20 protein-coding genes and 1 tRNA gene are annotated in these 21,919 nt (G+C 66.4%); 13 read left to right on the top strand and 8 right to left on the bottom strand.

The window, feature by feature from the left end; genetic code table 11:
• Positions 1–31 precede the first annotated feature (31 nt).
• Complete coding sequence (locus ACERNI_RS03165) at positions 32–1,942, top strand: acyl-CoA synthetase (protein ID WP_448831826.1); 1,911 nt, start codon at positions 32–34, stop codon at positions 1,940–1,942.
• Positions 1,943–2,138: 196 nt separating this feature from the next.
• Here ACERNI_RS03165 and ACERNI_RS03160 read toward each other — a convergent pair whose 3' ends face one another.
• The 4 genes from ACERNI_RS03160 to ACERNI_RS03145 all read right to left on the bottom strand — a co-directional run bounded on the left by ACERNI_RS03160 (position 2,139) and on the right by ACERNI_RS03145 (position 6,569).
• Positions 2,139–3,308 (bottom strand): hypothetical protein, encoded by a 1,170-nt coding sequence (locus ACERNI_RS03160; protein ID WP_448831825.1) that lies wholly within the window; start codon positions 3,306–3,308, stop codon positions 2,139–2,141.
• A gap of 248 nt (positions 3,309–3,556) precedes the next feature.
• Positions 3,557–4,129: a DUF1134 domain-containing protein gene (locus ACERNI_RS03155; protein WP_448831824.1), complete on the bottom strand. Its 573-nt coding sequence runs from the start codon at positions 4,127–4,129 to the stop codon at positions 3,557–3,559.
• A gap of 314 nt (positions 4,130–4,443) precedes the next feature.
• Positions 4,444–5,469, bottom strand: a complete 1,026-nt coding sequence (gene trpS / locus ACERNI_RS03150; RefSeq protein ID WP_448831823.1) for a tryptophan--tRNA ligase — start codon at positions 5,467–5,469, stop codon at positions 4,444–4,446.
• Between the two features lie 224 nt (positions 5,470–5,693).
• Positions 5,694–6,569: a 3'(2'),5'-bisphosphate nucleotidase CysQ family protein gene (locus tag ACERNI_RS03145; protein WP_448831822.1), complete on the bottom strand. Its 876-nt coding sequence runs from the start codon at positions 6,567–6,569 to the stop codon at positions 5,694–5,696.
• A 284-nt stretch (positions 6,570–6,853) separates the two neighbouring features.
• Between ACERNI_RS03145 and chpT the strand changes: the two genes are divergently transcribed.
• The gene (gene chpT, locus ACERNI_RS03140) at positions 6,854–7,492 is read left to right on the top strand and encodes a histidine phosphotransferase ChpT (protein ID WP_448831821.1); all 639 of its coding nucleotides are present in this window, start codon (positions 6,854–6,856) and stop codon (positions 7,490–7,492) included.
• Between the two features lie 275 nt (positions 7,493–7,767).
• Here the strand turns inward: chpT and ctrA are convergent, their stop codons facing one another.
• On the bottom strand, positions 7,768–8,466 hold the full coding sequence (ctrA, locus tag ACERNI_RS03135; protein ID WP_132008351.1) for a response regulator transcription factor CtrA: 699 nt from the start codon (positions 8,464–8,466) through the stop codon (positions 7,768–7,770).
• Between the two features lie 550 nt (positions 8,467–9,016).
• Between ctrA and ACERNI_RS03130 the strand changes: the two genes are divergently transcribed.
• The 4 genes from ACERNI_RS03130 to ACERNI_RS03115 all read left to right on the top strand — a co-directional run bounded on the left by ACERNI_RS03130 (position 9,017) and on the right by ACERNI_RS03115 (position 12,391).
• Positions 9,017–9,400 (top strand): flagellar export protein FliJ, encoded by a 384-nt coding sequence (locus ACERNI_RS03130; RefSeq protein ID WP_448831820.1) that lies wholly within the window; start codon positions 9,017–9,019, stop codon positions 9,398–9,400.
• A gap of 356 nt (positions 9,401–9,756) precedes the next feature.
• A complete protein-coding gene (locus tag ACERNI_RS03125; RefSeq protein WP_448831819.1) occupies positions 9,757–10,749 on the top strand; it encodes a lysylphosphatidylglycerol synthase transmembrane domain-containing protein in 993 nt (330 codons plus the stop codon).
• Entirely contained in the window at positions 10,746–11,756 is a 1,011-nt protein-coding gene (locus tag ACERNI_RS03120) for a class I SAM-dependent methyltransferase (RefSeq protein ID WP_448831818.1), read from the top strand. Before ACERNI_RS03125 ends, ACERNI_RS03120 begins: the two co-directional genes overlap by 4 nt.
• A 65-nt stretch (positions 11,757–11,821) precedes the next feature.
• On the top strand, positions 11,822–12,391 hold the full coding sequence (locus tag ACERNI_RS03115) for a nucleotidyltransferase family protein (RefSeq protein WP_448831817.1): 570 nt from the start codon (positions 11,822–11,824) through the stop codon (positions 12,389–12,391).
• Positions 12,392–12,508: 117 nt separating this feature from the next.
• Here the strand turns inward: ACERNI_RS03115 and sciP are convergent, their stop codons facing one another.
• Positions 12,509–12,784 (bottom strand): CtrA inhibitor SciP, encoded by a 276-nt coding sequence (gene sciP, locus ACERNI_RS03110; protein ID WP_132008342.1) that lies wholly within the window; start codon positions 12,782–12,784, stop codon positions 12,509–12,511.
• A gap of 528 nt (positions 12,785–13,312) precedes the next feature.
• On the opposite strand from sciP, the gene mnmA reads away from it, so the two are divergent.
• The 3 genes from mnmA (at position 13,313) to ACERNI_RS03095 (ending at position 15,666) form a co-directional block, all read left to right on the top strand.
• Complete coding sequence (gene mnmA, locus ACERNI_RS03105; RefSeq protein WP_448832141.1) at positions 13,313–14,506, top strand: tRNA 2-thiouridine(34) synthase MnmA; 1,194 nt, start codon at positions 13,313–13,315, stop codon at positions 14,504–14,506.
• A gap of 229 nt (positions 14,507–14,735) precedes the next feature.
• Complete coding sequence (locus ACERNI_RS03100; protein ID WP_448831816.1) at positions 14,736–15,419, top strand: class I SAM-dependent methyltransferase; 684 nt, start codon at positions 14,736–14,738, stop codon at positions 15,417–15,419.
• A gap of 170 nt (positions 15,420–15,589) precedes the next feature.
• Positions 15,590–15,666: transfer RNA gene (locus tag ACERNI_RS03095), tRNA-Met, on the top strand.
• A 288-nt stretch (positions 15,667–15,954) separates the two neighbouring features.
• Here ACERNI_RS03095 and ACERNI_RS03090 read toward each other — a convergent pair.
• Positions 15,955–17,052, bottom strand: a complete 1,098-nt coding sequence (locus ACERNI_RS03090) for a hypothetical protein (protein WP_448831815.1) — start codon at positions 17,050–17,052, stop codon at positions 15,955–15,957.
• Positions 17,053–17,323: 271 nt separating this feature from the next.
• Between ACERNI_RS03090 and ACERNI_RS03085 the strand changes: the two genes are divergently transcribed.
• The 3 genes from ACERNI_RS03085 to ACERNI_RS03075 all read left to right on the top strand — a co-directional run bounded on the left by ACERNI_RS03085 (position 17,324) and on the right by ACERNI_RS03075 (position 20,119).
• The gene (locus ACERNI_RS03085) at positions 17,324–18,256 is read left to right on the top strand and encodes a polyphosphate kinase 2 family protein (protein ID WP_448831814.1); all 933 of its coding nucleotides are present in this window, start codon (positions 17,324–17,326) and stop codon (positions 18,254–18,256) included.
• 154 nt (positions 18,257–18,410) lie between these two features.
• Complete coding sequence (locus tag ACERNI_RS03080) at positions 18,411–19,109, top strand: methyltransferase family protein (RefSeq protein WP_448831813.1); 699 nt, start codon at positions 18,411–18,413, stop codon at positions 19,107–19,109.
• A 122-nt stretch (positions 19,110–19,231) separates the two neighbouring features.
• Positions 19,232–20,119, top strand: coding sequence for a 3-keto-5-aminohexanoate cleavage protein (locus ACERNI_RS03075; protein WP_448831812.1), 888 nt, complete (start codon positions 19,232–19,234; stop codon positions 20,117–20,119).
• A gap of 56 nt (positions 20,120–20,175) precedes the next feature.
• On the opposite strand, the gene ACERNI_RS03070 is transcribed toward ACERNI_RS03075, so the two are convergent.
• Positions 20,176–21,408, bottom strand: coding sequence for an ABC transporter substrate-binding protein (locus ACERNI_RS03070; RefSeq protein ID WP_448831811.1), 1,233 nt, complete (start codon positions 21,406–21,408; stop codon positions 20,176–20,178).
• 299 nt (positions 21,409–21,707) lie between these two features.
• Here ACERNI_RS03070 and ACERNI_RS03065 point away from each other — a divergent pair.
• The coding region (locus ACERNI_RS03065; RefSeq protein WP_448831810.1) for a porin at positions 21,708–21,919 on the top strand (212 nt) is incomplete at its 3' end.

The raw sequence follows: 21,919 nt of genomic DNA, 5'->3' as shown, positions 1-21,919 counted from the left end.
TGCCAGATAACAAATATCTCTGGAGGGCTCCATGGTCTTGCGTAACCTTGCCGAGGTCGAGGAACTGGAGCGCGCGCCGCTCAGTTCGTATGTGCCGGAGCGCAGCGTTTATGAGCGTTTGCAGAACGCCTGCGCCCGCAATCCCGACCGGCTGGCCTTCCGCCTGTTGCGCGAGGGCCGTCCCGACGAGGAGACCCGGGACATCTCCTACGCGCAGTTCGGCCGCCAGATTACCCAGGCCGCCAACATGTTCCGCGCGCTGGGCGTCGGGCCGCAGGATGCGGTTTCCATGCTGATGCCGATCTGGCCCGAGACCTTCACAGCCATGTTCGGCGCCCAGGCGGCCGGCATCGCCAATCCCATCAACTTCATGCTGGAGAAGGAGCACCTCGTCGCCCTGCTGCGCAACGCCGGCTGCAAGGTGCTGATTGGGCCGGACCCGGACGTGCTGCCCGGCGTCTGGGATCGCATTGAGCAGATCCGCCACGAGATTCCGGGGTTGCAGGCGGTGATGCGCATTGGCGGCCCGGCGGAGCGGCCCGGCGTCGATGCGCTGCATTTCGATACGGAGCTGGCGCGCTACAATGGCGAGCGGCTGGATTTCACCCGCGACGTATCGCCGGACGACACCGCCTCGCTGTTCCACACCGGCGGCACCACCAGCGCGCCGAAGCTGGCCCGCCACACCCAGCGCGGCCTGCTGACGCAAAGCTGGAGCAACGCGCTCGCCATTCTGGTGGGCCCGGGCAATGAGCAGGTGCTGCTGAACGGCCTGCCGCCTTTCCATGTGGGCGGAGCCACCTGCGCGGGCCTGGCGCCGCTCAGCCAGGGCGCGACCCTCGTCATCATGACCTCGGCCGGCTACCGCAATCCGCTGGTGGTGCAGAATTTGTGGGCCCATGTCGCCCGCTTTGGCGCCACCTGCGTCGGCATGGTTCCCACCAGTTGGGGCGCGGCCCTGAACGTGCCGGTGGATGGCCATGACGTCAGCACGTTGCGGATTACCCAGAGCGGCGGTTCGGGCATCGCGCCGGAAGTGGCGCGGGCGGTGAGCGCGAAACTTGGCGTGCCGATGATGGAAGGCTGGGGCATGACCGAGACCCACGGCTTCGCCACCATGAACCCGGGCGGCGGCGAATGCCGTCTCGGCTCCATCGGCGTGCGCCTGCCCTTCAGTGAGGTGATCGTCGCGGAAATCGCCGGCGGCAAGGTCGCCCGCGTTTGCGCGCCCAACGAGATCGGCAGCGTGCTGGTGCGCGGCCCGCAGGTGTTCGGCGGCTACACCGACCCGGAGCAGGATGCGAAGGCCTGGGTGCGGCCGGCGGACGATGAGCAGCGTCCGGCGTGGAGCGAGGGCGGTCGCTGGCTGGACACCGGCGACCTCGGCCGGGTCGACGAGGATGGCTACGTCTGGCTCACCGGCCGCGCCAAGGACATCATCATCCGCAGCGGCCACAATATTGATCCGGTGGTGATCGAGGAGGCGCTGCACGCCCACCCGGCGGTTGAGGCCGGCGCGGCGGTGGGCCGGCCGGACGCCTATGCGGGCGAGATGCCGGTGGGCTTTGTCCAGCTCAAGGCTGGCGCCGACGCCGATCCGGAAGAGATCCGCGAGTTCATCCGGGCGCTGATCCCGGAACGGGCTGCGGTGCCGGCGGAAATCTTCATCCTGCCGCAGATGCCGGTGACGGCGGTGGGCAAGATCTTCAAGCCCCAGCTGCGCCTGATGGCGGCCGAAACCACGCTGGGCCGCATGGCCCGGGCCGTGCTGGGCGAAGGCGCACATATCGAGGTGGAAGTGGCGCCCCATCCCAAACACGGCGTGCTGGCCACCCTGCGCATCGCCGGCGCGGAGCAGGCGAAGCTGGACGAGCTGGGGCAGCAGCTCGACAAATTGCAGCTGCGCCATGTGATCGAGGCGCCCGCCGCCGCGATGTCCTGAGCGGGCGCTGACATCCGGGACTCATCGGGGATAGGGAGCCGGAGCGCATTGGCGCCCCGGCTCCACCCGCGACCGGCGTCATGTCCTGCAGGATGTCTTGCCGTATCTTGCAAGGCGGATGGCGGCCGGCGCCTCGCGCCAGGGCGCGGCGCGGACACCAGGCAGGATCAGGAGCGGATGGGAGCGCCGCGTCCTGTCAGGGCGCGCTTTTGCGCGTCGCGCCCTGACGAACCGCGGCGTCGGCCTGTCCGGCGGGCCGGCCGCCGCGCCGCCTGGGGGGAGGAGGGGAAGGGGTGGCAGCCGGGCTGTCAGCCTCTGGCCGCGCCATGATGGCCTCCGCGACGTCGACGATACGTTTGCGCAAGGCCGCCGCAGCGTCTGCCGGAACCTGTCCCCCAGGGATTTGCCCCCCAGGAGCCTGCCCGCCTGATGTGGCGCGCGCCAGATCCGCCTGCAGCCTGGCGATGTCGGCGATGACAGCGTCCTGCCCTTCCTGATTGGCGGCTGCTTTCGGCGCTGCGGGCGTTGTGGCGGTCTGGGTGGCGTTTTCCGCTGCCATTTTGTGACGCAATATCTGGTTCTCGCCCTGGGCCTGGGCGAGGCGTTCGCGCAGGGAGCGGATTTCGGCTTCGAGCTTGCCGACAGCGCCGCTGGCGGCGCGGGCTTCGTCCCGTGTTTTCTCAAGGGCGGCGACCCGGTCAGCGAGACGGGCGGCGTTGGCCCGGTGACTGGCCAGGGTTTCCTGAAGCGTCCGCACGGCGTTCTGCTCAACCAGCAGTTCATCGCCGCGTCGTTCTGCCTGCCGTTTCTGTTCGCTGGCCGCCGCCGAAATGGCGCTGATCCGCTGCTCCAGTTCGGCAATGGCCATGCGCTGGCCTTCAACGCGCTTCGCAGCCTCCTTTTGCTCGCGCGCCAGGCGCTCCTTCTCGGCGCTCGCCGCGGCAAGCTCCGCCCCAACCGCTTCCCGGTCGGAGGTTGCCGTCCCGATCTGCTTGCGGGCCTCGGCAAGATCCGTCCTGAGATCGGCGTGCGTTGCCTCAAGCGTCGCCAGTTTGGCCCGTGTTTCATCCAGTTCGCGTTTCAGCGCGCTGGCGAAGGAGATTTGCTTGCCGGCGTCGCCCAGCGCCACGGCCTTTTCTTCACGCAACCGGGCCTGCTTGCGCTCCATGGTGCGCGTGGCCACGGCAAATTCCGCCCGCAGATGATCCCGTTCCGCCGCCACTTCCTCAAGTGAAACGGGAAACATCGCCCGCATGCGGCGATTGGCCAGCCGCTCCGCCCGCTGGTTCAGCGCCGAGGTCAGCAGCACGGCGATAAACCCGGCGACCAGAAAGCCAAGCGCGAAGAACATCGATTGCTCGACCACCAACGTCTCCCTGTCAGAACGACCTTCGCGATCACGATCTTCAGAAAACCAGATTCGTCGCGCGCAAACAAACGTGATCCACGCCTCAATGCGGGATCCGGCCTGCTGCAATACGCTTCAGCTTCTGCTTTTATTGCCGGATGCTGCCCAGATTGCTGGCGCAAGCCTTGCTATACAAGCCTGACCATACAGACGTGAGACCGGGCGTCTTTCACGCCCGTGACGGTGTCCGCGCTCCGGCCGAAAAGTCAGAACGGGTTCCAGGTCGCCGTGGGCGTGAACTTCAGGTAGCCGATGTTGACGCCGAGGCGGGCGCCGACGCCGGAGCGGATGGGCACCACCACCATATTGTCCGCCACCGCCGCCGTCAGGCCAAAGCCGCCGATAAAGTACGCGGAGCCGTCAAGGCCGAGGAAACGCCGGAAAACGCCATCGGTTGAGGGAAGGTTGTAGACCAGCATCATGGTGCGGGCGCCTTCGCCGCCAACGTCGAAGCCAACGGTCGGCCCCTGCCAGAACACTTTCATCTGGCCGGCGTTGCGGGTGTAGAGCACGCCCTCGCCATAGCGCAGTCCGCCGATGATGGCGCCGGATCCTTCCTGGCCAAGGATGTAGCCATTGGGGGCTCCCCAGCGCCGGAAGGCTTCCTGAACGGTCAGCGCGATGCCGCGCGACACGCTGCCAAAGAAGCTGTGGCCAGCCTGAACGAGTTCCTCGGGCTTGAATGTTTCGTGTTGCTGGATCCGTGGGCCCTGCGCGAACGCGGGCGCCGTCAGCAGCGCCGCCATCAAGACCAGCAGGGCTCTCAGGGTTGCTTTCATGGAAATCAGCCTCGGTTTTGGACATGGCGAAGCGGGGGCTCCGCCATGCCAGGGTCGGGGGTGCAACGACGTTTCCGGCTCCGCCGTCTGGCGGGGGCCGATAGGGACGCCCCGGAAATGGAGATCTCTCCACGACTGGAGACATGGCCAAACCCCGCAGACGTCACCGCGCCGCAGGCGTGAAAGACAGGGCGAAGCCTGCCTTCCATCCTTGGCCGAAACGTGTCCGTTCCGCCCCAGCATGCCTGGCGATTTGCGTAGAAATCGTTGCCAAGGGAAGAAAAAGTCGCTCAAGCCCGGACAATTCTGGCACATCAGGGCTGAAACAACCCCAGGGCGCTGAAAACATCATCGCGGGTTTGCCCGGTGACGGCGCGGGCGCGCTGTATGCCGCGGCGAATCACTTCGCGGACATGGCCGGGATCGCGGGCCAGCGCCGTCCTGCGGGCGCGGATGGGCGCCAGCAACGCTTGCAGCAGTTCGTCCAGCCGGCGCTTCAGCAGCGCGTCGCCGAGGCCGCCGCGCTGGTAGTGTTCCTTCAGCCGCGCCACTTCCGCCGCGTCCGGGTCGAAGGCGTCAAGAAAAGCGAACACCACATTGCCGTCGACGCGACCTGGATCGGCGGCGCGCAGATGCTGCGGATCGGTGAACATGGCCCGCACCGCCGCCGCGATCTGCTCCGGCGTGGCGGAGATGGCAATGGCGTTGCCGGCGGATTTGCTCATCTTGTTGCGGCCGTCGACGCCCGGCAGTCGTCCCGCCGCCGGGATCAGGGCTTGGGCTTCCGGCAACACGGTTTTCCCCGCCGTGGCATTGATGCGGCGGACGATTTCGTTCGACTGTTCGACCAGCGGCGCCTGATCGGCGCCGACCGGGACCAACGTGGCGCGGAAGGCGGTGATGTCCGCCGCCTGGGCGGCCGGATAGCAAAGAAAGCCGGCGGGGATGTCGCGGCCGAAGCCGCGCGCGCGGATCTCGTCCTTGATGGTGGGGTTGCGCTCCAGCCGCGCCACCGTGACGAAGTTCAGATACAGCATCGACAGTTCGGCCAGCGCCGGCAATTGCGACTGCAGGCAGATAACGCTCTTTTCCGGATCGATGCCGACGGCGAGGTAATCGAGGGCGATTTCCAGCACCGCGTCGCGCACTTTCGGAATGTTGCCGGCGTTGTCAGTAAGCGCCTGGGCGTCAGCCAGCAGCAGATACTGGTCGTGCGCATCCTGCAACGCGAGCCGGTTGCGCAGCGAGCCGGCATAGTGGCCCAGATGCAGCGGGCCGGTGGCGCGGTCGCCGGTGAGGACGATCTGGCGGGCAGTCGGGCGGGCAGTTGGCGTCGTCATTGGCTGTTCTCCGTTGGAAACGGCGCGCCGCGACAGACGGAGAAACAGAAAAGGCCGCCTGATGCGGCGGCCTGGCGCTCATGCTGCAAACGTCATGTTGCAAGCATCATGAATGTCCGGCCGCTCCGTGTGTGGAGCGGCGCCAGTTGCGAAGCATCATGGCGAAGGGGCTGTTCATGGCCGCTTGATGGGCCGCGGGCGCCTGGGAGTCAAGTTGGCGATGTTCATGCCTTTGGTCCGGCGTGGGTCAGTGCCGCCAGTGGATCGCCCCAGGCGATGAACGGACCATTGGCGAAGCCGCCGCGCCAGTCGCCATAGCGGAACACAAGGCCATCGGGGCCCGTGACCACGCCGCCCGCCGCCGTCAGCACCGCCTGGCCGGCGGCGGTGTCCCATTCCATGGTGCGGCCGAAGCGCGGGTAAACGTCCGCCTCGCCCGCGGCGATGACGCAGAACTTCAGCGACGAGGAGGCATTGCGCCGGGCGCTCACCGGCATCCGGGCCAGCCATGCCTCGGTGTCGGCGTCGCCGTGGCGGGCGCTGGCCAGGGCGACAAGGCCGTCCTCCGGGGCGGGGCGCGTATGCAGGGGGCGCCAGACCAGCGCGTCAGCGGGCGTGGTCAGGCCGGCGTCGGCGGTGCATGCGACGGCGCCGCCGGCCCACACCCGATCCTGCGCCGGGGCGAAAATGACCCCGGCGATGGGCGCGCCGTCGTGGATCAGCGCGATATTGACGGTGTAGCCATCGCCCCCCGCGACGAACTCGCTGGTGCCGTCGATGGGATCGACGAGAAAGAACAGCGGCGGCAGGGGGCCTGTGGCCGCCGCGGCCGTTTCCTCGCCCACCAGGGCGATGCCAGGGAAGCGCCGCGCCAGTTCAGAGACGATCAGTTGCTCGGCCGCCACGTCGGCGTCGGTGCAGGCGCTACCGTCGGGCTTTTCGCTGGTGACGACGCCGCGCGCGGTGATGGCGCGAATCAGCTTGCCGGCGGCGATGGCGACGCCGGCAAGCTCCCGGGCAATGGCGTCGCGTCCGGCCTCGTCGAGACGAAGCCTGCCAGCTGTGTCGGTGAACGCCATCTCCGGTTCCATCGCTGCCATCGTGTTTCCCCGCACCAAAACATTCTTATGTAAAACGTGCGCCTGACGTGAACGCGCAAAGCCGGAAGGTCCTGATCCGGCCTTGCGCCAGATTGCCAGCGCTGCGCCGCCATGTAACACATCCGGTTCGCTGCGGGCGTGATTTCCCTTCGCGCCTGCAGGGGCGCCTGCGCCCGGATGGCGGGTCGGCCGCGCTTTCGCGCCGATCCGGCCGGCCAGCTTCCCGCGCCCCTTCTTCTTGTACTGCGGAGCCGCGCCCGGCGCCGCCCGCGCCGGAGATCAAGATGAATCCTGTGAGCCTCGACGCGCTCGACCTCGCCGCCCTGCTGTGCAGCCGGGTGTGCCACGACGTGATCAGCCCCGTCGGCGCCATCGTCAATGGCCTTGAGGTTCTGGAGGACGAAAAAGATCCGTCCATGCGCGAGTTCGCCCAGGAGCTGATCGCAAAGAGCGCGCGCCAGGCCTCGGCCCGCCTGCAACTGTGCCGCATCGCCTTCGGCGCCGCCGGTTCGGCGGGCGCGGAGATCGACACTGGCGACGCCGAGCAGGTGGCGCGCAATTTCTTTTCTGATGACAAGACCCGGCTCGACTGGGCGGGCCCCCGGCTGCTGCTGCCCAAGAACCGGGTGAAGCTGCTGCTGAACGTGCTGCTGATCGCCGCCACCGCCATTCCGCGCGGCGGTCAGCTGAATGTTGAGGTTGGCCCGGAAGGTCGCGCCTTTACCGTGCGCGCCCAGGGCGTTAACGCCCGCATTCCGCCGCATGCGGAAGAGCTGATCGCCGGCGCGCCCGCCAGTGGCTCCGTCGACGCCCATGCCATCCAGCCCTATTACGCCGGACTGATCGCCCGCGCGGCGGGCATGGCCGTGGCCTTCGCCATCAATGCCGATGTCGTCATCATCAATGTGACGCAGGCCGGCTGAAGCCTGGCGAAGGGCGGGCGCCTGGTCGTGCGCCAGCGCCTTCCAGTCTCACCAGGCATCCTTGCCAGACAATGGGGCCGCTTCCGGTCAGCCTGGACCGGCGATGGCGCCCGCAGGCCTGCTCCGTTCTGACCGGCCGGACGCTTCCGTCTGGCCGGGAAGGCGTCCCGGACGCATTCAGGAAAACAAAATCCGGGACAGCAAAAAACGCGGTGAGGCCGGGCCTCCCGCGTTTCGCGCTTGCTGTGATGGGGCAGCTGGTGCGCCGCGCGGCCTCAGGCGGAGATCCGCTCCTCGCCGGCCGGCTCGCGCAGCACGTAGCCGCGGCCCCAGACCGTCTCGATGTAATTCTTGCCGTAGGAGGCGTTGGCCAGCTTCTTGCGCAGCTTGCAGATGAAGACGTCGATGATCTTCAGCTCGGGCTCGTCCATGCCGCCATAGAGATGGTTCAGGAACATCTCCTTGGTGAGCGTCGTGCCCTTGCGCAGGCTGAGCAACTCCAGCATCTGATATTCCTTGCCGGTCAGATGCACGCGCTGGCTGCTGACTTCCACCGTCTTGGCGTCAAGGTTGACCACCAGGTCGCCGGTGATGATGACCGACTGGGCGTGGCCCTTCGAGCGCCGGACGATGGCGTGAATGCGGGCGATCAGCTCGTCCTTGTGGAACGGCTTGGTCAGATAGTCGTCGGCGCCGAAGCCGAGACCGCGCACCTTGTCCTCGGTGCCGGCGAGGCCGGACAGGATCAGGATCGGCGTTTTGACCTTGGCGACGCGCAGCGAGCGCAGCACCTCGTAGCCCGACATGTCCGGCAGGTTCAGGTCCAGCAGGATAATGTCGTAGTCATACAGCTTGCCGAGGTCGACGCCTTCCTCACCGAGATCGGTGACATAGACATTGAAGCTCTCGGACTTGAGCATCAGCTCGATGCTTTGCGCAGTCGCGCTATCGTCTTCAATGAGCAGAACGCGCATCTCGGCTCCCCAACGTCGTATCGGTTACGGGCACGCGCCCTCCATGGCCGCCGTTGCCGCCATCGGCGCTGGCCGCCCTGTCGATCCGATTCGAAACGCTAACCACTAACGGTTAACAAAATCTGATTCAGGCTAGCAAGGTCGTCTGTCAGATGGTGACAAGAAAGTGTCCATGCTGTTGAAAAATCAGATTTTTAGGTTCCGAAAAATAGTTAATGAACTGGATTAACGAATCGACGCAAGTGATTCTGGCGACTCCGGGCTGCGCATCTGCCGCCGCCCGGCGCCGGTCATGCCAATCTGGTCGTCAATGGTAAACAAAATGTTGCCAACAGGCGCCAAAATCAGGGCGCCATGTGGACAGCGGCCGCCAGGCGGTAAGGAAGGCTCAACCTTCCCAAGGCATTGTTGCCCAAGGTTTGGCGCCAGCGGCGCAAGCCTCCGCCTTGCGTGGCGCCGGTGTGACAGCCGGTGGCGCGTCGCACGCCTTCCCCAGGGCTGCGACTTGCGGGGGACGTCGCCGGCCTTGGACGGGGAGCCAGGGACGCTCATGAAATCGCGTGATACATTGTTGCGGCTCAAGCGCTTTCAGGCCGATGGCAAACGCCGTCGCGTCATGCAGATTGAAACCATGGCCGCAGAATTCGAGCGCATGGCCGCCGAACTTGAGCGGGAGATTGGTCAGGAGGAGGCGCGGACCGGCATCGCCGATCCGGAGCATTTCGCCTATTCCACCTACGCCGCCGCCTCCCGCACGCGACGGGACAATCTGTTGCGCTCCGCTGGCGAACTGAAGGCGCAGCTGCACGAGGCCCGCGCCGAGCTGGACGAGGCGCAGGAAGACCTGAAGGCCGCCGAGGCGATGGATGACCGCGAGCGCGCCGCTGACGACTGGCGTCCCGGTCCGGCCCGCGCCGCCCGTCTCGGGGCCTGATCCGGCCGCCCGTTCCGGTCCTGATTCTGGCAGGGGCTTCTGGCATTGGCGTCACCGAGGCTATCCGCGTCGCCGCGCCAATGCCGGATGACGCGCGTGCGTTTTGTCATTGCCGCCAGGGCCATGCGCAACCCGATGCAAAGCTCAAATCCGTTCAGACGCGGGCCCGGCGGCGCGGCAAGGCCACGGCGCCGCCGCATGACGTGCGTCGTGGCGTCGCGACCCCGCGCCGGGCCTTGTAACCGGCTCATTTCCTCCCACCTGAAGTTCTGGCTTGCGGCGTCTCCGGCGCTGGGGCACACCTGCAATGGCGCGCACTTTCCTTCCGGCGCGCATGACCCCGGGCCGGCTGGCAAATGAGAAAGTACGCTGATTATATCTGGCCCGTCGTCGGCCTGTGCGCGGTCGTGTTCGCGGGCTGGCTGCTGTATCGCGAGCTGTCGGGGATCTCGCTTGCCGAGATTTCCGGCGCCATCGGCGCCATTCCGCTGAAAAACTGGATAGGGGCGGTTTTCGCCACCGTCGTCGCTTACGGCGCCCTGGCCTGGTACGATCGCATCGCCCTGTTGCATCTGGGCAAGAGCCTGCCCTGGCCGGTGATTTCGCTGGTGTCCTTCACGACTTACGCCCTGTCCCACAATATCGGCGCCTCGGTGTTTTCTGGCGCCATGGTCCGGCTGCGCGCCTATGGCGCCATGGGGCTGAGCCTTGCCGAAGTGGGCGTGCTGGTGGCCCTGTGCTCCTTCACCTTCGGTTTTGGCGCGGTGTTGCTGGGCGGCCTCGTGCTGGTGGGCGAGCCGCACATCATCCAGCGGCTTTTCGATATCCCCCAGGGTTGGGCTTTCGGCGCCGGCGTCGCGCTGCTGTTGCTGGTGGCGCTGTATGTCTATGGCTCGTGGAAGGAATTCCGGCCCTGGCGCATTGGCAATTTCTCGATCGTCTATCCACGCATGCCGATCGTCATCCGCCAGCTTTTCGCGGCGCCGCTTGAGCTGATCGGCGCCGCCGGCATCATCTATTTCGCCCTGCCTGACGCCTACAATCCGGGCTTCTTCATCGTGCTGGGCGTGTTCGTGGCGTCGTTCTGCGTCGCCCTGGCCTCCAATGCCCCTGGCGGCATCGGCGTGCTGGAGGCGGTGTTCATCATGGCCATGCCCGGCGTGCCCAAGGCCGACGTGCTGGCGGCGCTGCTGGTGTTCCGCCTGCTTTACCTGCTGATCCCCCTGGCGTTCTCGCTGGTGGTCGTTGTGCTGTTCGAGCGCTCCCGCCTGTCGAAGGTCATGCAGGAACGCCTGGCCGAAGCCGCCAAGGACAAGCAGGGCAGTTCCCATGACGGCGCCGCCGGGTGAGCAACGGCCCCGATTCCGCGCCGAAGTCAGGTGGCGATCCGGCTCCAGCTTTCGATCCGGTTGAAGGCGCGGCGGCCAGCGCCCTCATCCTGCGCGCCTGGCGCGCCCGGGTCGCTGACCAGCTGTTGCGCCCGTTCGGCGCCGGCGCCCGCAAGCGGTTGCGCCGCCTGCGGCTGGGGTTGCGGGCCCTGTCCGGGCAGGCCGGCGGCGGCTGGTTCATTCCCTACCGTCATGCCCGCCCGCATCTGCGGCCGGCCTACCCGGCGCTGGAGCCGTTATTCCGCGAGGCCGCGCCGCGCATGGCGGCGCTGCTTGAGGACATCGCCCGGCTGCGCGCGGCCCTGCGCGCAATTCCGCCCTCGGGCCCTGGGCTGCGCTGGGGCCAGAGCTGGTTTCCCCGCCTTGACGCGGCGGCGGCCTACGCCATGGTGCGGCGCCTGCATCCGGCGCGCGTCATCGAGATCGGCTCGGGCCATTCCACCCGTTTCCTGACGCGGGCGCTCGCCGACATGGACGCTGACCCGGCGACATTGCTGGCCATTGATCCGGCGCCGCGCGCCACCCTCGCCCAAACCGGCGCCCGGCATGTCGCGGCCCTGGCGGAGGATGTTGACCGGGAGCTGTTTGCGGGCCTCGGCGCCAACGACATCCTGTTCATCGACTCCAGCCACATTGCCATGCCCGGCTCTGACGTGGACGTGTTGCTGCTTGACGTGTTGCCGCGCCTGCCTGCGGGCGTTTACGTCCACATCCACGATATCTTCCTGCCAGAGCCCTATCCCGAAAGCTGGACCTGGCGCGGCTACAATGAGCAGACGGTCGTCGGCGCCCTGTTGCAGGGCGGGGCGTATGAACTGGTGTTCGCCAGCCACTGGGCTGGCCGCAACCTGCCAGACCAGACCCAGGCCGCCGTTGGCTGGCTGCCGCTGGCGGAGGGCGCGATGGAAACCAGCCTGTGGTTGCGCAAAACGGCGGCGCCGCTCGCGGGGCAAGCGTTTCCGGCCTGACGTGACCCCGTTCACCTGATTCCAGCTCACATGGCTCCAGGTCGCTTGACTCCAGGTCACTTGCCATGACGCAGGGGCATCAGATGGGCCGCGCCGACGACCTTGTCGCCATTCTGCGGGCTGTCCCGCTGTGCTGGCGGCTGCTGGCGTGTGTGCGCGACCTCGAACTGCCGGATTGCTGGATTGGCGCGGGTTTCATTCGCAACACGGTGTGGGATTGGGCGCACGGTCGCAGGCCGTCGCCGTCTGATGGCGACGTGGACGTTGTCTGGTTCGATGCGTCCCGGCAAGACAAGGGGCTGGACCTGGCATATGAAAGCCAGCTCCTGGCCATGGCTCCCGGCATCGGCTGGTCAGTCAAAAACCAGGCGCGGATGCACCTGCGCAATGGCGATCAACCCTATGCCTCGACCATGGACGCCATGCGCCACTGGCCCGAAACGGCGACGGCTGTCGCCGTCCGGCGCACCGGACGCGACGGCTGCGAAATCGCCGCGCCCTTTGGCCTGGATGATCTGATGGACGGCGTGCTGCGGCCGACCCCGCATTTCGCCAGCGGAAAGCGCGACATCTGTCGGGAGCGCGTCCGTCTCGGGCAATGGCAGGCGCGATGGCCACGGCTCCGGGAGGCTTGAGCGCAATCTCCTGCGCCAGCGCCACGGGTGCGGGCGCAAAAAAAGCCGCCCTGCGGCGGCCTGAGCGTCAGAAACGGCGCTGTCCCCGCCAGGTCTGAACCTGCGGGGACCGCCGTTTCACTGCCTGTAAAGCTGGATGCGCGTGGTGCGCAGTCCGGCAAGGCCATGCTGGTCGATCGACATCTGCCAGCTGAGGAATTCCTCAACCGTCAGCGTGTAGCGGCTGCAGGCCTCTTCCAGGCTCAGGAGGCCGCCGCGAACGGCGGCGACCACTTCCGCCTTGCGGCGGATAACCCAGCGTCGTGTGTCCGGAGGCGGCAGGTCCGCGATGGTGAGCGGACTGCCGTCAGGCCCGATCACGTATTTGACCCTCGGGCGGTGGGTTTCGCTCATGGTACGCTCATACACTCAATGATCCATGTCGATGAGGGCAATCTGGCACGCGCTGTTTTAAGAATTGCCTAAAGCAAAACCTTGGGTATTCCCGTGATGGAACGTGGTGAACAGTGTGTTTCCACCCCGCGCCGGAACGATGTCTCCAGATGACCTTGCAGCCGCCGCCTGTGCCGGGGCGGGACGCCGGGGGCTTCTGGCGGGAGGCGGTGGGAACGCTTCGGTCATACTTTTTCCGCAGCCGTCGGCCATGCACGGGGGCAGGCGACCGGGAAAGGCGCGGGATGCGGGCCGCATGAGCATCCGCGCCGCGCCGGGACCCGCATCCGCGCTGCGCCGGGCCCCTGGCGCGGGCAGGTGGCGTCCGGCCGGCTTTGCGGTTATCACACGGGCGCGGCCGCCACCCGCCGGCATGATGCGGCGCAATGGCGGATGGGCGCCGTTTGCCGCCGGCGCCTGCGTCCGCCATCATGGGCGCGGCCACCGTCGCGACGTTTGAAGAGCCAGGAACCGATGTCCGCCACGCCGTTGAACAGCCTCGATCTTCCCATGGCGCCGCGCGATACCCGCGTGGTCGTCGCCATGTCCGGCGGCGTTGACTCGTCCGTGGTCGCGGCCCTGCTGAAGGACCAGGGCTATGACGTCACCGGCGTCACCCTGCAGCTGTACGATCATGGCGCCGCAGTGCATCGCAAGGGCGCCTGCTGCGCCGGCCAGGATATTCACGACGCCCGCCGCGTCGCCGACCGGCTGGGCATTCCCCATTACGTCCTCGATTACGAGGACCGCTTCCGTGAGGCGGTGATCGACCGTTTCGCTGACAGCTATCTGGCCGGCGAGACGCCGATCCCCTGCGTTGAGTGCAACCGCACGGTGAAATTCGCCGATCTCTTGCGCACCGCCGTGGACATTGGCGCCCATGTGCTGGCGACGGGCCATTATGTCTCCAGCCGGTTGCTGCCGGATGGCCGCAGGGGCCTGTTCCGCGCCGCCGATCCGGACAAGGACCAGACCTATTTTCTTTACGCCACCACCCAGCCGCAGCTCGACATGCTGCGCTTTCCGCTGGGCGGCATGACCAAGAGTCAGACGCGCGAACTGGCCCGCCACTACGGCCTGGCCGTCGCCGAGAAAAGCGAGAGCCAGGATATCTGTTTTGTGCCAAATGGCGGTTACGCCGACCTGATCCGCAAGTTGCGGCCGGAGGCGGCGACGCCCGGTGACATTGTCCATGTCGATGGCCGCGTGCTCGGCCGCCACGACGGCATCATCCGCTTCACCGTTGGCCAGCGTCGTGGTCTCGGCCTCTCCGGCGGCGAGCCGCTGTATGTGGTGGCGCTGGATGCTCCCCGCGCCCAGGTCATCGTTGGCCCGCGCGAGGCGCTGCTGACGCGCCGGGTGAAGCTGCGCGACATGTCGTGGATTGGCGACGGCCCCTGGGGCGATCTGCCGGCCGGCGGCCTGGAGGTGGCGGTGCGCGTCCGCTCCACCCGCGCGCCCGCGCCCGCGGCGCTGCATTGCCGCGATGGCGAGGCCGAGGTCGAACTGGCGGTGGGCGAGGAGGGCGTGGCCCCCGGCCAGGCCTGTGTGATTTACGACAGCGCCGGGCCGGAGGCGCGGGTGCTCGGCGGCGGCGTCATCAACCGCGCCCCGCGCGCGGCGCCGGGCGATGCGCTCAATGGCGCGCGCCAGGCCGGCGCGCGGACGGGAATGGGCGCCTGACGCAAGGGCGCTTGCGGTGAAAGCCGGCCCGACGCATTTTCTTAACGTGGGCCGGCTATCAGTCGCGCCAGAACATATTTCAGAACAGCGGCTCCACGGATGGGGAAATCGCTCTCCAGACGCGGTGCACGGAGACGGATCGGGCCTGGACCGGTTCCGGAGCGGGCAGCGCGAAGCTGCGCCGCGGCGCCGGGCCAGTGTTCCGGGCATTCCTGAAAGAGGGATTTGAATGGGCGCCACTTCGGGCAACGGCGACGATGCGTCCCGGCATGGTTTTGACCAGCCGGACATTTCGTCCATCAAGAAAGCGTATGCTCGCTGGGCTCCCGTTTATGATCTGACCTACCGGCGGCTCACCGCGCCGGGCCGGCGGGCGGCGGTGCAGGCCGGGCTTGCCTGCGGCCGCACCATCCTGGAGGTGGGCGCTGGCACCGGCATGTCGCTGGAGGAATATCCCGGCGACTGCACGGTCGTCGCCACGGACCTGTCCGAGGACATGCTGAAACTCGCCATGCGCAAGGTGCGCGAGAAGGCGCTCAGCCATGTGAAGGGCGTCGTGGTGATGGACGGCTGCCATCTCGGCTTCCCTGATGGCTCCTTTGACGCCGTCAGCGCCCAGATGATGATTACCCTGGTGCCGGACCCGGAAGGCGCCATGGATGAGTTCGCGCGCGTGCTGAGGCCTGGCGGCGAGATTATCCTCGTCAACCATTTCGGCGCCGACGGGGGGGCGCAGGCGCGCCTGGAAGAGGCCATCGCGCCGCTGGTCAGCAAAGTGGGCTGGAGCTCCGCGTTCAAGGTGTCGCGCCTTGATGACTGGGCCCGCCGGCGCGGTGACTTCACGCTGGTCGCGGTGCAGTCGCTCAAGCCGTTCGGTTTCTTCAAGCTGGTGCGGTTGCGCAAGGCCGGTTGAGCCCCGCCGCCAGGCGCTGGCGTTCTTCGCGTCTGGCGCCGCCCGCCGCCGCCTTCGCGTCACGATGAGGATAACTTGACCGGTGTCCTTGACAGGGCGCGCGATGCCCCCCTATATCCGCCCTGTCTTCGGTCTGGCCGCGTCCTCTGGACAGGTCGTCAGGTCGCTGCGGCGGGGTAGCTCAGCTGGTTAGAGCAGCGGAATCATAATCCGCGTGTCGGGGGTTCGAGTCCCTCCCTCGCTACCAAAATTTCCATGACGGAATTGGTATCTGAGCCGCAAACCCGCCCGATGTTGGCGGGTTTTTGCGTTTCTGTGCGCTGAAAAAAATGCCGTACAGTTCCAGTGGCTGTAAATCGGCGCAAACCAGTCCATGCAATGCGGATACAACACGGCGACGCGGAGAGCCCATGAGCAAAATCGTTGTTGCGATTCTCCTGGCTGTCAGCCTCACGGCTTGTGCGGGCCGGTCATGCCGCGACTGGCCTGGCGCGTGCATCATCCAGTGAACGCGGGCAGCGGATGAGGTGGCAGGTCAACGTCCTGCTGTATCCGGCTGCTGGATGCGCGACGATGTTCGTTGATTGCTGGCCGTCAGGGCGTTCCGGTCGGCGGCCAGCGCGACAGTGGCCGGGTTGTCGCCGTCGTTAAAGGTGGCGACGCCACAACTCAGGGTGACGCCGGGAAATCCGTGGCGTTGCACAATGGCGGCCATGCGATCGGCGAGATCGCGCAAGCTCTGCGCATGTGCCTGTCCGCCCTGGGCGGTTCGCCAGATCACCCTGTCTGGCCCGGAGGGCAGCACTTCGGCAATTGGTGGGCAGGACATGACGATGGCCTGCTGCAGATCGCCGATGTCGGCTTTCTGGAAGTTGGCCGGCGCATTGCCCGAGAGCAGGCGGTCGATCCTGAACGACCAGAGCAGCGCGCCGTCGCGGGGCGCGGCGGACCGGCGATCGGCAAGTCCGCGTTTCAGCGCCGCCGTTATCGCCGTGGTGCGCGGCAGCCCGTCCGAAAGCATCAGATTGACATAGCCAATGGCCATGATGGCGATCGCCGTCATGGCCAGAAACGCCACAGGCCAGGCCGTGCCCGCGTAGCGGTCACTGAGGCTGGGGAGCATGGCAACCGCGCCGACCACCCTGACCCCCATGGTGGCGAGAATAAAGACCCACAGAACAGCCAGGAGCCGCCGTCCGGGAAGCTGCAAGCCGCCGCGCGTGAGCTGCCGGACGGCAATGGCCGCCCAGGCGAACCCGATGATCGCGAACAGCCACACCGCAAACAGGGGCGTGGCGCGGAAGGTCGCGAAACAGCTGGCGACGAGCCAGATGAAGGCTGGTGAAACCAGCAAAAATATATTGGACCTGAGGCCGTCCGCGCTCCGGACGCCCTGGACCAGGAACGCCAGCCCCGTGACGATGACAGGGTTGGCGGTTGTCGCGTACAGCCAGTGAGGCCATCCGAAGTAGCGCGAGCCATAGAGGGCCGACCCCACTCCGATGGTGAGCACGCCGAGGCCCGACCAGAAAAGGTCCGGGCTCTCGGGAAAGCGCCGCCATCTCAAAAGGAGCGCTATGCCCTGCACCAGGCTCCAGAGCGTGATGGCGCCAGAGAAAATCGCCAGATCCAAGGGGTCCTCCGCCGGCCATGTGACGCGCGCGTTCGCCTGGACACCGGTCCGCCACCCGGCCGGTTTTCTGGAGCCATGAACCGCTGTCGCCTCCAGTGAAACGAAAACACGGGATCATGTCTATCGTTGACGTGTTGGCGGCCCGGAGACGATGCGGAGGACGCCGCCGCAGGCAGACGGATAATTTACTTTCTGGCGCATCGTATCTTGCGCTGACGCGCCACAGGCTCTGGTATCATCAATCAGGCATGGTCGCGTCCGGAGGCGCTGCATGATGACGGGCACGAGGGATATTGTCGGCAGGTTCCGGGTCACTGATGGCGACGCCTTTCGCCTGAAACAGTTCGACCCTGGCGAAACCTGCGGCCTCGACATCGAGAAGGATGAGGCGAAGCTGCTGTTGCAGGCCGGCGTCAAACGGCTGCGCGCATTGCAGGAGCGGCTCTATGCCCGCAAGCAGTGGTCGGTGCTGATTGTCCTGCAGGCCATGGATACGGCGGGCAAGGATGGCGTGATCGAGCACGTCATGTCCGGCGTGAATCCGCAGGGCTGCATGGTGCATTCGTTCAAGCAGCCCAGCGCTGCGGAACTGGCGCATGATTTTCTGTGGCGGGGCGGCTGCCGCTTGCCGGAGCGCGGCGCCATCGGCATTTTCAACCGCTCCTATTATGAGGAGACGCTTGTTGTCCGCGTTCACGAGGCCATGTTGCGGGCAGAGGGCCTGCCGCCAGACCTGGTGGGCAAGGACATCTGGAAACAGCGCTTCAAAAGCATCCGCGAATTCGAGAAACACCTGACCCGCAACGGCACGGTGATCCTGAAGTTTTTCCTGAACGTCTCGAAGGATGAACAACGCCGGCGCCTGCTGGCGCGCATCGATGAGCCGGACAAGAACTGGAAATTCTCGGCGGCAGATCTGGCCGAACGCCAGTATTGGGACGACTACCAGGACGCCTACCAGCAGATGATCGCCCATACGGCGACCAGCAGGGCGCCGTGGCACGTGACGCCGGCTGACAACAAATGGTTCACCCGGATCGTCGTGGCGGCGACCATTATCGGCGCCCTCGAAAAGCTAGATCTGGATTTTCCGGTTGTCGACGACGCCGCGCGCCGCGCCATGGCGAAGGCCCGCGCCCAATTGCTGGCCGAGAATGACGGCGATCGTGACCGGGCGCGGGCAGGGGAGCCGCGGCCCTCATGACCCGCGCCCATGACCCGATCCCAAAACATCGGCCATAAAACGCCGGCCATAAACGTCGACCTTGGGAACGACCTGGCTGGCGACGGCGTTTTCTCCCTGATTCGGCCGGGCGCGGCGCGTCCGGCGCAGGGGCGGGGGCTTTCGGGAGGCGCAGATGTCGGTCACCGAACCGCCGCCCATGTCCCGCACGGTCGCGCTGGGCTATGCGGTGGGTCTGCCGCTGGCGCTGGTCGCATTGGTGTTTGGGCCAGTCGGGCGTCTCGACTGGTCCCCCGGTTGGCGCTTCATCGCTTTTCTCGTCATTGTTTACGGCGTGGCCGCGCTGGCGCTGGCGCGGGTCAACCCGGTTATCTTCCGCGCCCGCAGCCGCTTCCAGCCTGGCACGGAGCGCTGGGATCTGGCGCTGCTGGCGTTCATGCTGCCGGCAATGCTGCTGGAAATCCCCCTCGCCACGCTGGACGCCGGGCGGATGATGTGGTCGCCGGCTCCGCCGGCGGTTATTGCCTCGGGTTATGCGCTGCTTGGGGCGGGCATTGCCCTTGCGGCATGGGCGCAGGCCGTTAACCGTTTCTTCGAACCTGGCGTCCGGCTGCAGCGCGAGCGGGGCCAGCATGTCATTTCCACCGGGCCTTATGCGATTGTCCGCCACCCAGGTTACGTCGGCGCTTTCATGGTGTTCGCCGGTCTGGCGCTGGCCCTTGGCTCATACTGGGCGCTGGTCCCGGCGGGGATCGCCAGCGCCATTCTTGTCGTGCGCACCGCCTGGGAGGATGCGCTGTTGCGCGGCGGGCTGGATGGATACGCGGCCTATGCGCTGCGGGTGCGCTACCGGCTGCTGCCTGGCGTCTGGTGAGGCCGTGGGCGTGGTTCCCGCTGGCGTCAGGCGGGCTTTTTGCCCTACCTTCTCCCGGCCGGCATCAGGCATGGCGGCCACGCGCTTTCCCCGAAGGCGCGACGTGGACAGGGGGCGCGGGCATGACGCATGGGGTCTGGCTTGAAGTTGCCCTGAATGGTCCGTGGGGCCGGGCATTGCAGCCGCTGTCGCCGCTCTCGGTGGCGGAGATTGTCGCCGATGGCGTCGCCTGCGTGCACGAGGGCGCCGCCATCGTCCATGTGCACGCCTGGGACCCCGATGCGGGCGTGCAGATTGATTGCGCTGATACATACGCCCGCATTATCGAGGGCATTCGCGAAAAGGTGGACGCCATCGTCTATCCGACCATCGCGGCTGAGCCGGATCGTTATGCGGTGATCGAGCAACTGGCCCGGCGCGGCCTGCTGGAATGGGCGGTGCTCGATCCTGGCAGCGTCAATATCGACCCGCTGGCGGAGCGTCCCGGCGCGCCGGGATTTGTCTACGCCAACGCGCCGGCGACCATCGGGCGCGGTTTCGAGCTGGCGGTGCGCTGGGGTTTTCATCCCGCCTTCGCCATCTACGAGCCGGGCTTCGTCCGGGCGGCGCGCGCCTGGCTCGACCGTTTTCCGGCCTGCCCGCCGCCGGTGTTCCGGCTGATGTTCTCGACGCAATACGCCTTTGGCTTCCCGCCCGCGCCATACGCCTTCGAGGCCTGGCGACGCCTGCTGGAGGATCTGGCCCCGGGATTGCCGGTGATGCTCAGCGGCATCGGCGTGGATACACTCACCTTGCTGCCCGAAGCGCTGGCCATGGGCGCGCATGTGCGGGTGGGGCTGGAGGACATGCCGACCGGCTGTGACCTCTCCAATCCGGCGTTGGCGCGGCGCATGGCCGAGGCCATCGCCATGCGCGGCCTCGCCCTGGCCCCGGCGGCCGGGGTGCGCGCCGCCATGGCCGGGCTGTCAACGGCCCGTCCGGCGGGACGCGGCGATTGCGCCGCCCCATAGCCACAGGCCCATTGCAGAAAACGGGCGGACCCGGAAGCCCGCCGTCCGGGGCGCGCCTACTCGCCAACCAGCGCGCCAAACGGCGCAAAGCGCTCGCCGTCGAACCGGGTCAGGCTCATTTTCTTGATCGGATAATAGTCCTGCGGGCCGGTCTGGACGCGGATGCCCGGCAGCAGCATGTCCGGCTGGTAATCAAGGCTGGTCGCCTGCTTCATGATATTCTCCGCCGAGAAGTCGCCGTTGCACTTCTCTAGCGTCCTGTGCAGCGTTTCTGCCTGCAGATAGGCGATCACGTTATAAATCTCGCGACGGTCGCCCTCGGGGAAGTACTTCTCCATGAACGCGACCCAGCGCTTCAGGCCTGGATCGTCCTTCCACTTTGGATCGTTGGGATCCTTGTAGGTGGTGGCGGACATGACGCCGACGGCTTTTTCCGCGCCCACGGGGATAATCACCGCGCCAATCGAGGCGGAGGCCGAATAGATGAAATGGGGCGGCTGCCAGTTCAGCGCGTGAATTTTGCGGATGGCCTGCGCCGTGTATTTGGGCGTGCTGACATCGACAATCACCTCCGCGCCGGCGGACTTCAGCGTGATGATCTGGGAATCGATGGTCGGATCGCCGCTTTCATAGGTCAGCTCCCGGACGATATGGGCCGCTGCCGGCCCCAGCGCCTCCTTCAGCCCCTTGACATAGTCGCGGCCAAACTCCGCGTTCTCATACAGCACGCCGATTTTCTTGCCGGCCAGGTTCTGGGCGATGTAAGCGCCGATGGCCTTGCCCTCGGTCACCAGGGTTGGCTGCCAGCCAATCGTCCAGGGAAATTCCCTGTAGTTGCCAAACGCCGCCGCGCCGCTTGAGACGAACAGTTGCGGCAGCTTGCGCGCGTTCATGTATTTGCGGGCGGCCAGGCCCTGGGATGAGCCGAAGTGGGCGAACATCAACGCCACATTCTCGCCTTCCACCAGCTTGCGCGTGTTCTCGATGGCCTTGGCCGGGGTGAAGGCGTCATCCAGTGACAGAAATACAATCTTCCTGCCGCCGACGCCGCCCGTGTCATTGATCATCTTCATATAAGCGGCGTGCAGCCGGGGAATGGTCGAGAAGGATGAGGCCGGGCCGCTGTAGACGGACGACTGGCCAATTTTCAGTTCGCCATCGGCCAAGGCCGGCAAGGCGGCGCCGGCAATGGCCAGCGCCAGCGCCAGCCGGCCAATGCTCCGGCGGCTGGGGCCGCGCGTCGGGCGGCCGGTTTTCTGACGCGTAATGTGAAGCGTTTCGCCCTTCATGCGACGTTCCCCCTGAAGCGTTCTTCCTGCGGCGCGACTGACCGGAGCTTTTGGCCCGATCGCGCGCCCAAATCCAATTGTTATATGAGATACCAAAACATACTGTCGGGCGCCGGACAATGCGGCGCGCTTCGTCGTGGCGCAGACGGCGGGCATGGTCGGCCGTGTGATTTTCTGTAATCACGAATAATAATTTGATGATTTAAGTTGTAATTTGAAGATAACGAATATTTAATGATAACCGTTACCTTGCGTGATGACATTCATGTTTTGAAGGATGACGTTTGGGGGGCTGCAGGATGGGGTGCTACAGGTGTCGTCTCAGGTTGGGTTGGGCGCAATCCCTGTCAGGATCCGCTGTATTTCTGGCGGCGGGGTCGCTCGCGAACGCTGCGGATCTTCCGATGATGAAGTCCGCTCCGGTTGAATATGTGAAGGTTTGCGCGACGCACGGCGTCGGCTTCTTCTACATTCCGGGTACGGACACCTGTATCCGCATCGGCGGCCGCGT

The organism is Camelimonas sp. ID_303_24, assembly GCF_053543495.1.
This window is presented reverse-complemented; position numbering and strand designations above follow the sequence as displayed.

Coding starts and splice junctions, on each gene's coding strand:
- ACERNI_RS03085 (WP_448831814.1), top strand. CDS start 17,324: ATGATGACGGGCACGAGGGATATTGTCGGCAGGTTCCGGGTCACTGAT.
- ACERNI_RS03125 (WP_448831819.1), top strand. CDS start 9,757: ATGAGAAAGTACGCTGATTATATCTGGCCCGTCGTCGGCCTGTGCGCG.
- ACERNI_RS03155 (WP_448831824.1), bottom strand. CDS start 4,129: ATGAAAGCAACCCTGAGAGCCCTGCTGGTCTTGATGGCGGCGCTGCTG.
- sciP (WP_132008342.1), bottom strand. CDS start 12,784: ATGAGCGAAACCCACCGCCCGAGGGTCAAATACGTGATCGGGCCTGAC.
- ACERNI_RS03070 (WP_448831811.1), bottom strand. CDS start 21,408: ATGAAGGGCGAAACGCTTCACATTACGCGTCAGAAAACCGGCCGCCCG.
- chpT (WP_448831821.1), top strand. CDS start 6,854: ATGAATCCTGTGAGCCTCGACGCGCTCGACCTCGCCGCCCTGCTGTGC.
- ACERNI_RS03075 (WP_448831812.1), top strand. CDS start 19,232: ATGACGCATGGGGTCTGGCTTGAAGTTGCCCTGAATGGTCCGTGGGGC.
- ACERNI_RS03165 (WP_448831826.1), top strand. CDS start 32: ATGGTCTTGCGTAACCTTGCCGAGGTCGAGGAACTGGAGCGCGCGCCG.
- ACERNI_RS03115 (WP_448831817.1), top strand. CDS start 11,822: ATGACGCAGGGGCATCAGATGGGCCGCGCCGACGACCTTGTCGCCATT.
- ACERNI_RS03080 (WP_448831813.1), top strand. CDS start 18,411: ATGTCGGTCACCGAACCGCCGCCCATGTCCCGCACGGTCGCGCTGGGC.
- trpS (WP_448831823.1), bottom strand. CDS start 5,469: ATGACGACGCCAACTGCCCGCCCGACTGCCCGCCAGATCGTCCTCACC.
- ctrA (WP_132008351.1), bottom strand. CDS start 8,466: ATGCGCGTTCTGCTCATTGAAGACGATAGCGCGACTGCGCAAAGCATC.
- ACERNI_RS03100 (WP_448831816.1), top strand. CDS start 14,736: ATGGGCGCCACTTCGGGCAACGGCGACGATGCGTCCCGGCATGGTTTT.
- ACERNI_RS03130 (WP_448831820.1), top strand. CDS start 9,017: ATGAAATCGCGTGATACATTGTTGCGGCTCAAGCGCTTTCAGGCCGAT.
- ACERNI_RS03145 (WP_448831822.1), bottom strand. CDS start 6,569: ATGGCAGCGATGGAACCGGAGATGGCGTTCACCGACACAGCTGGCAGG.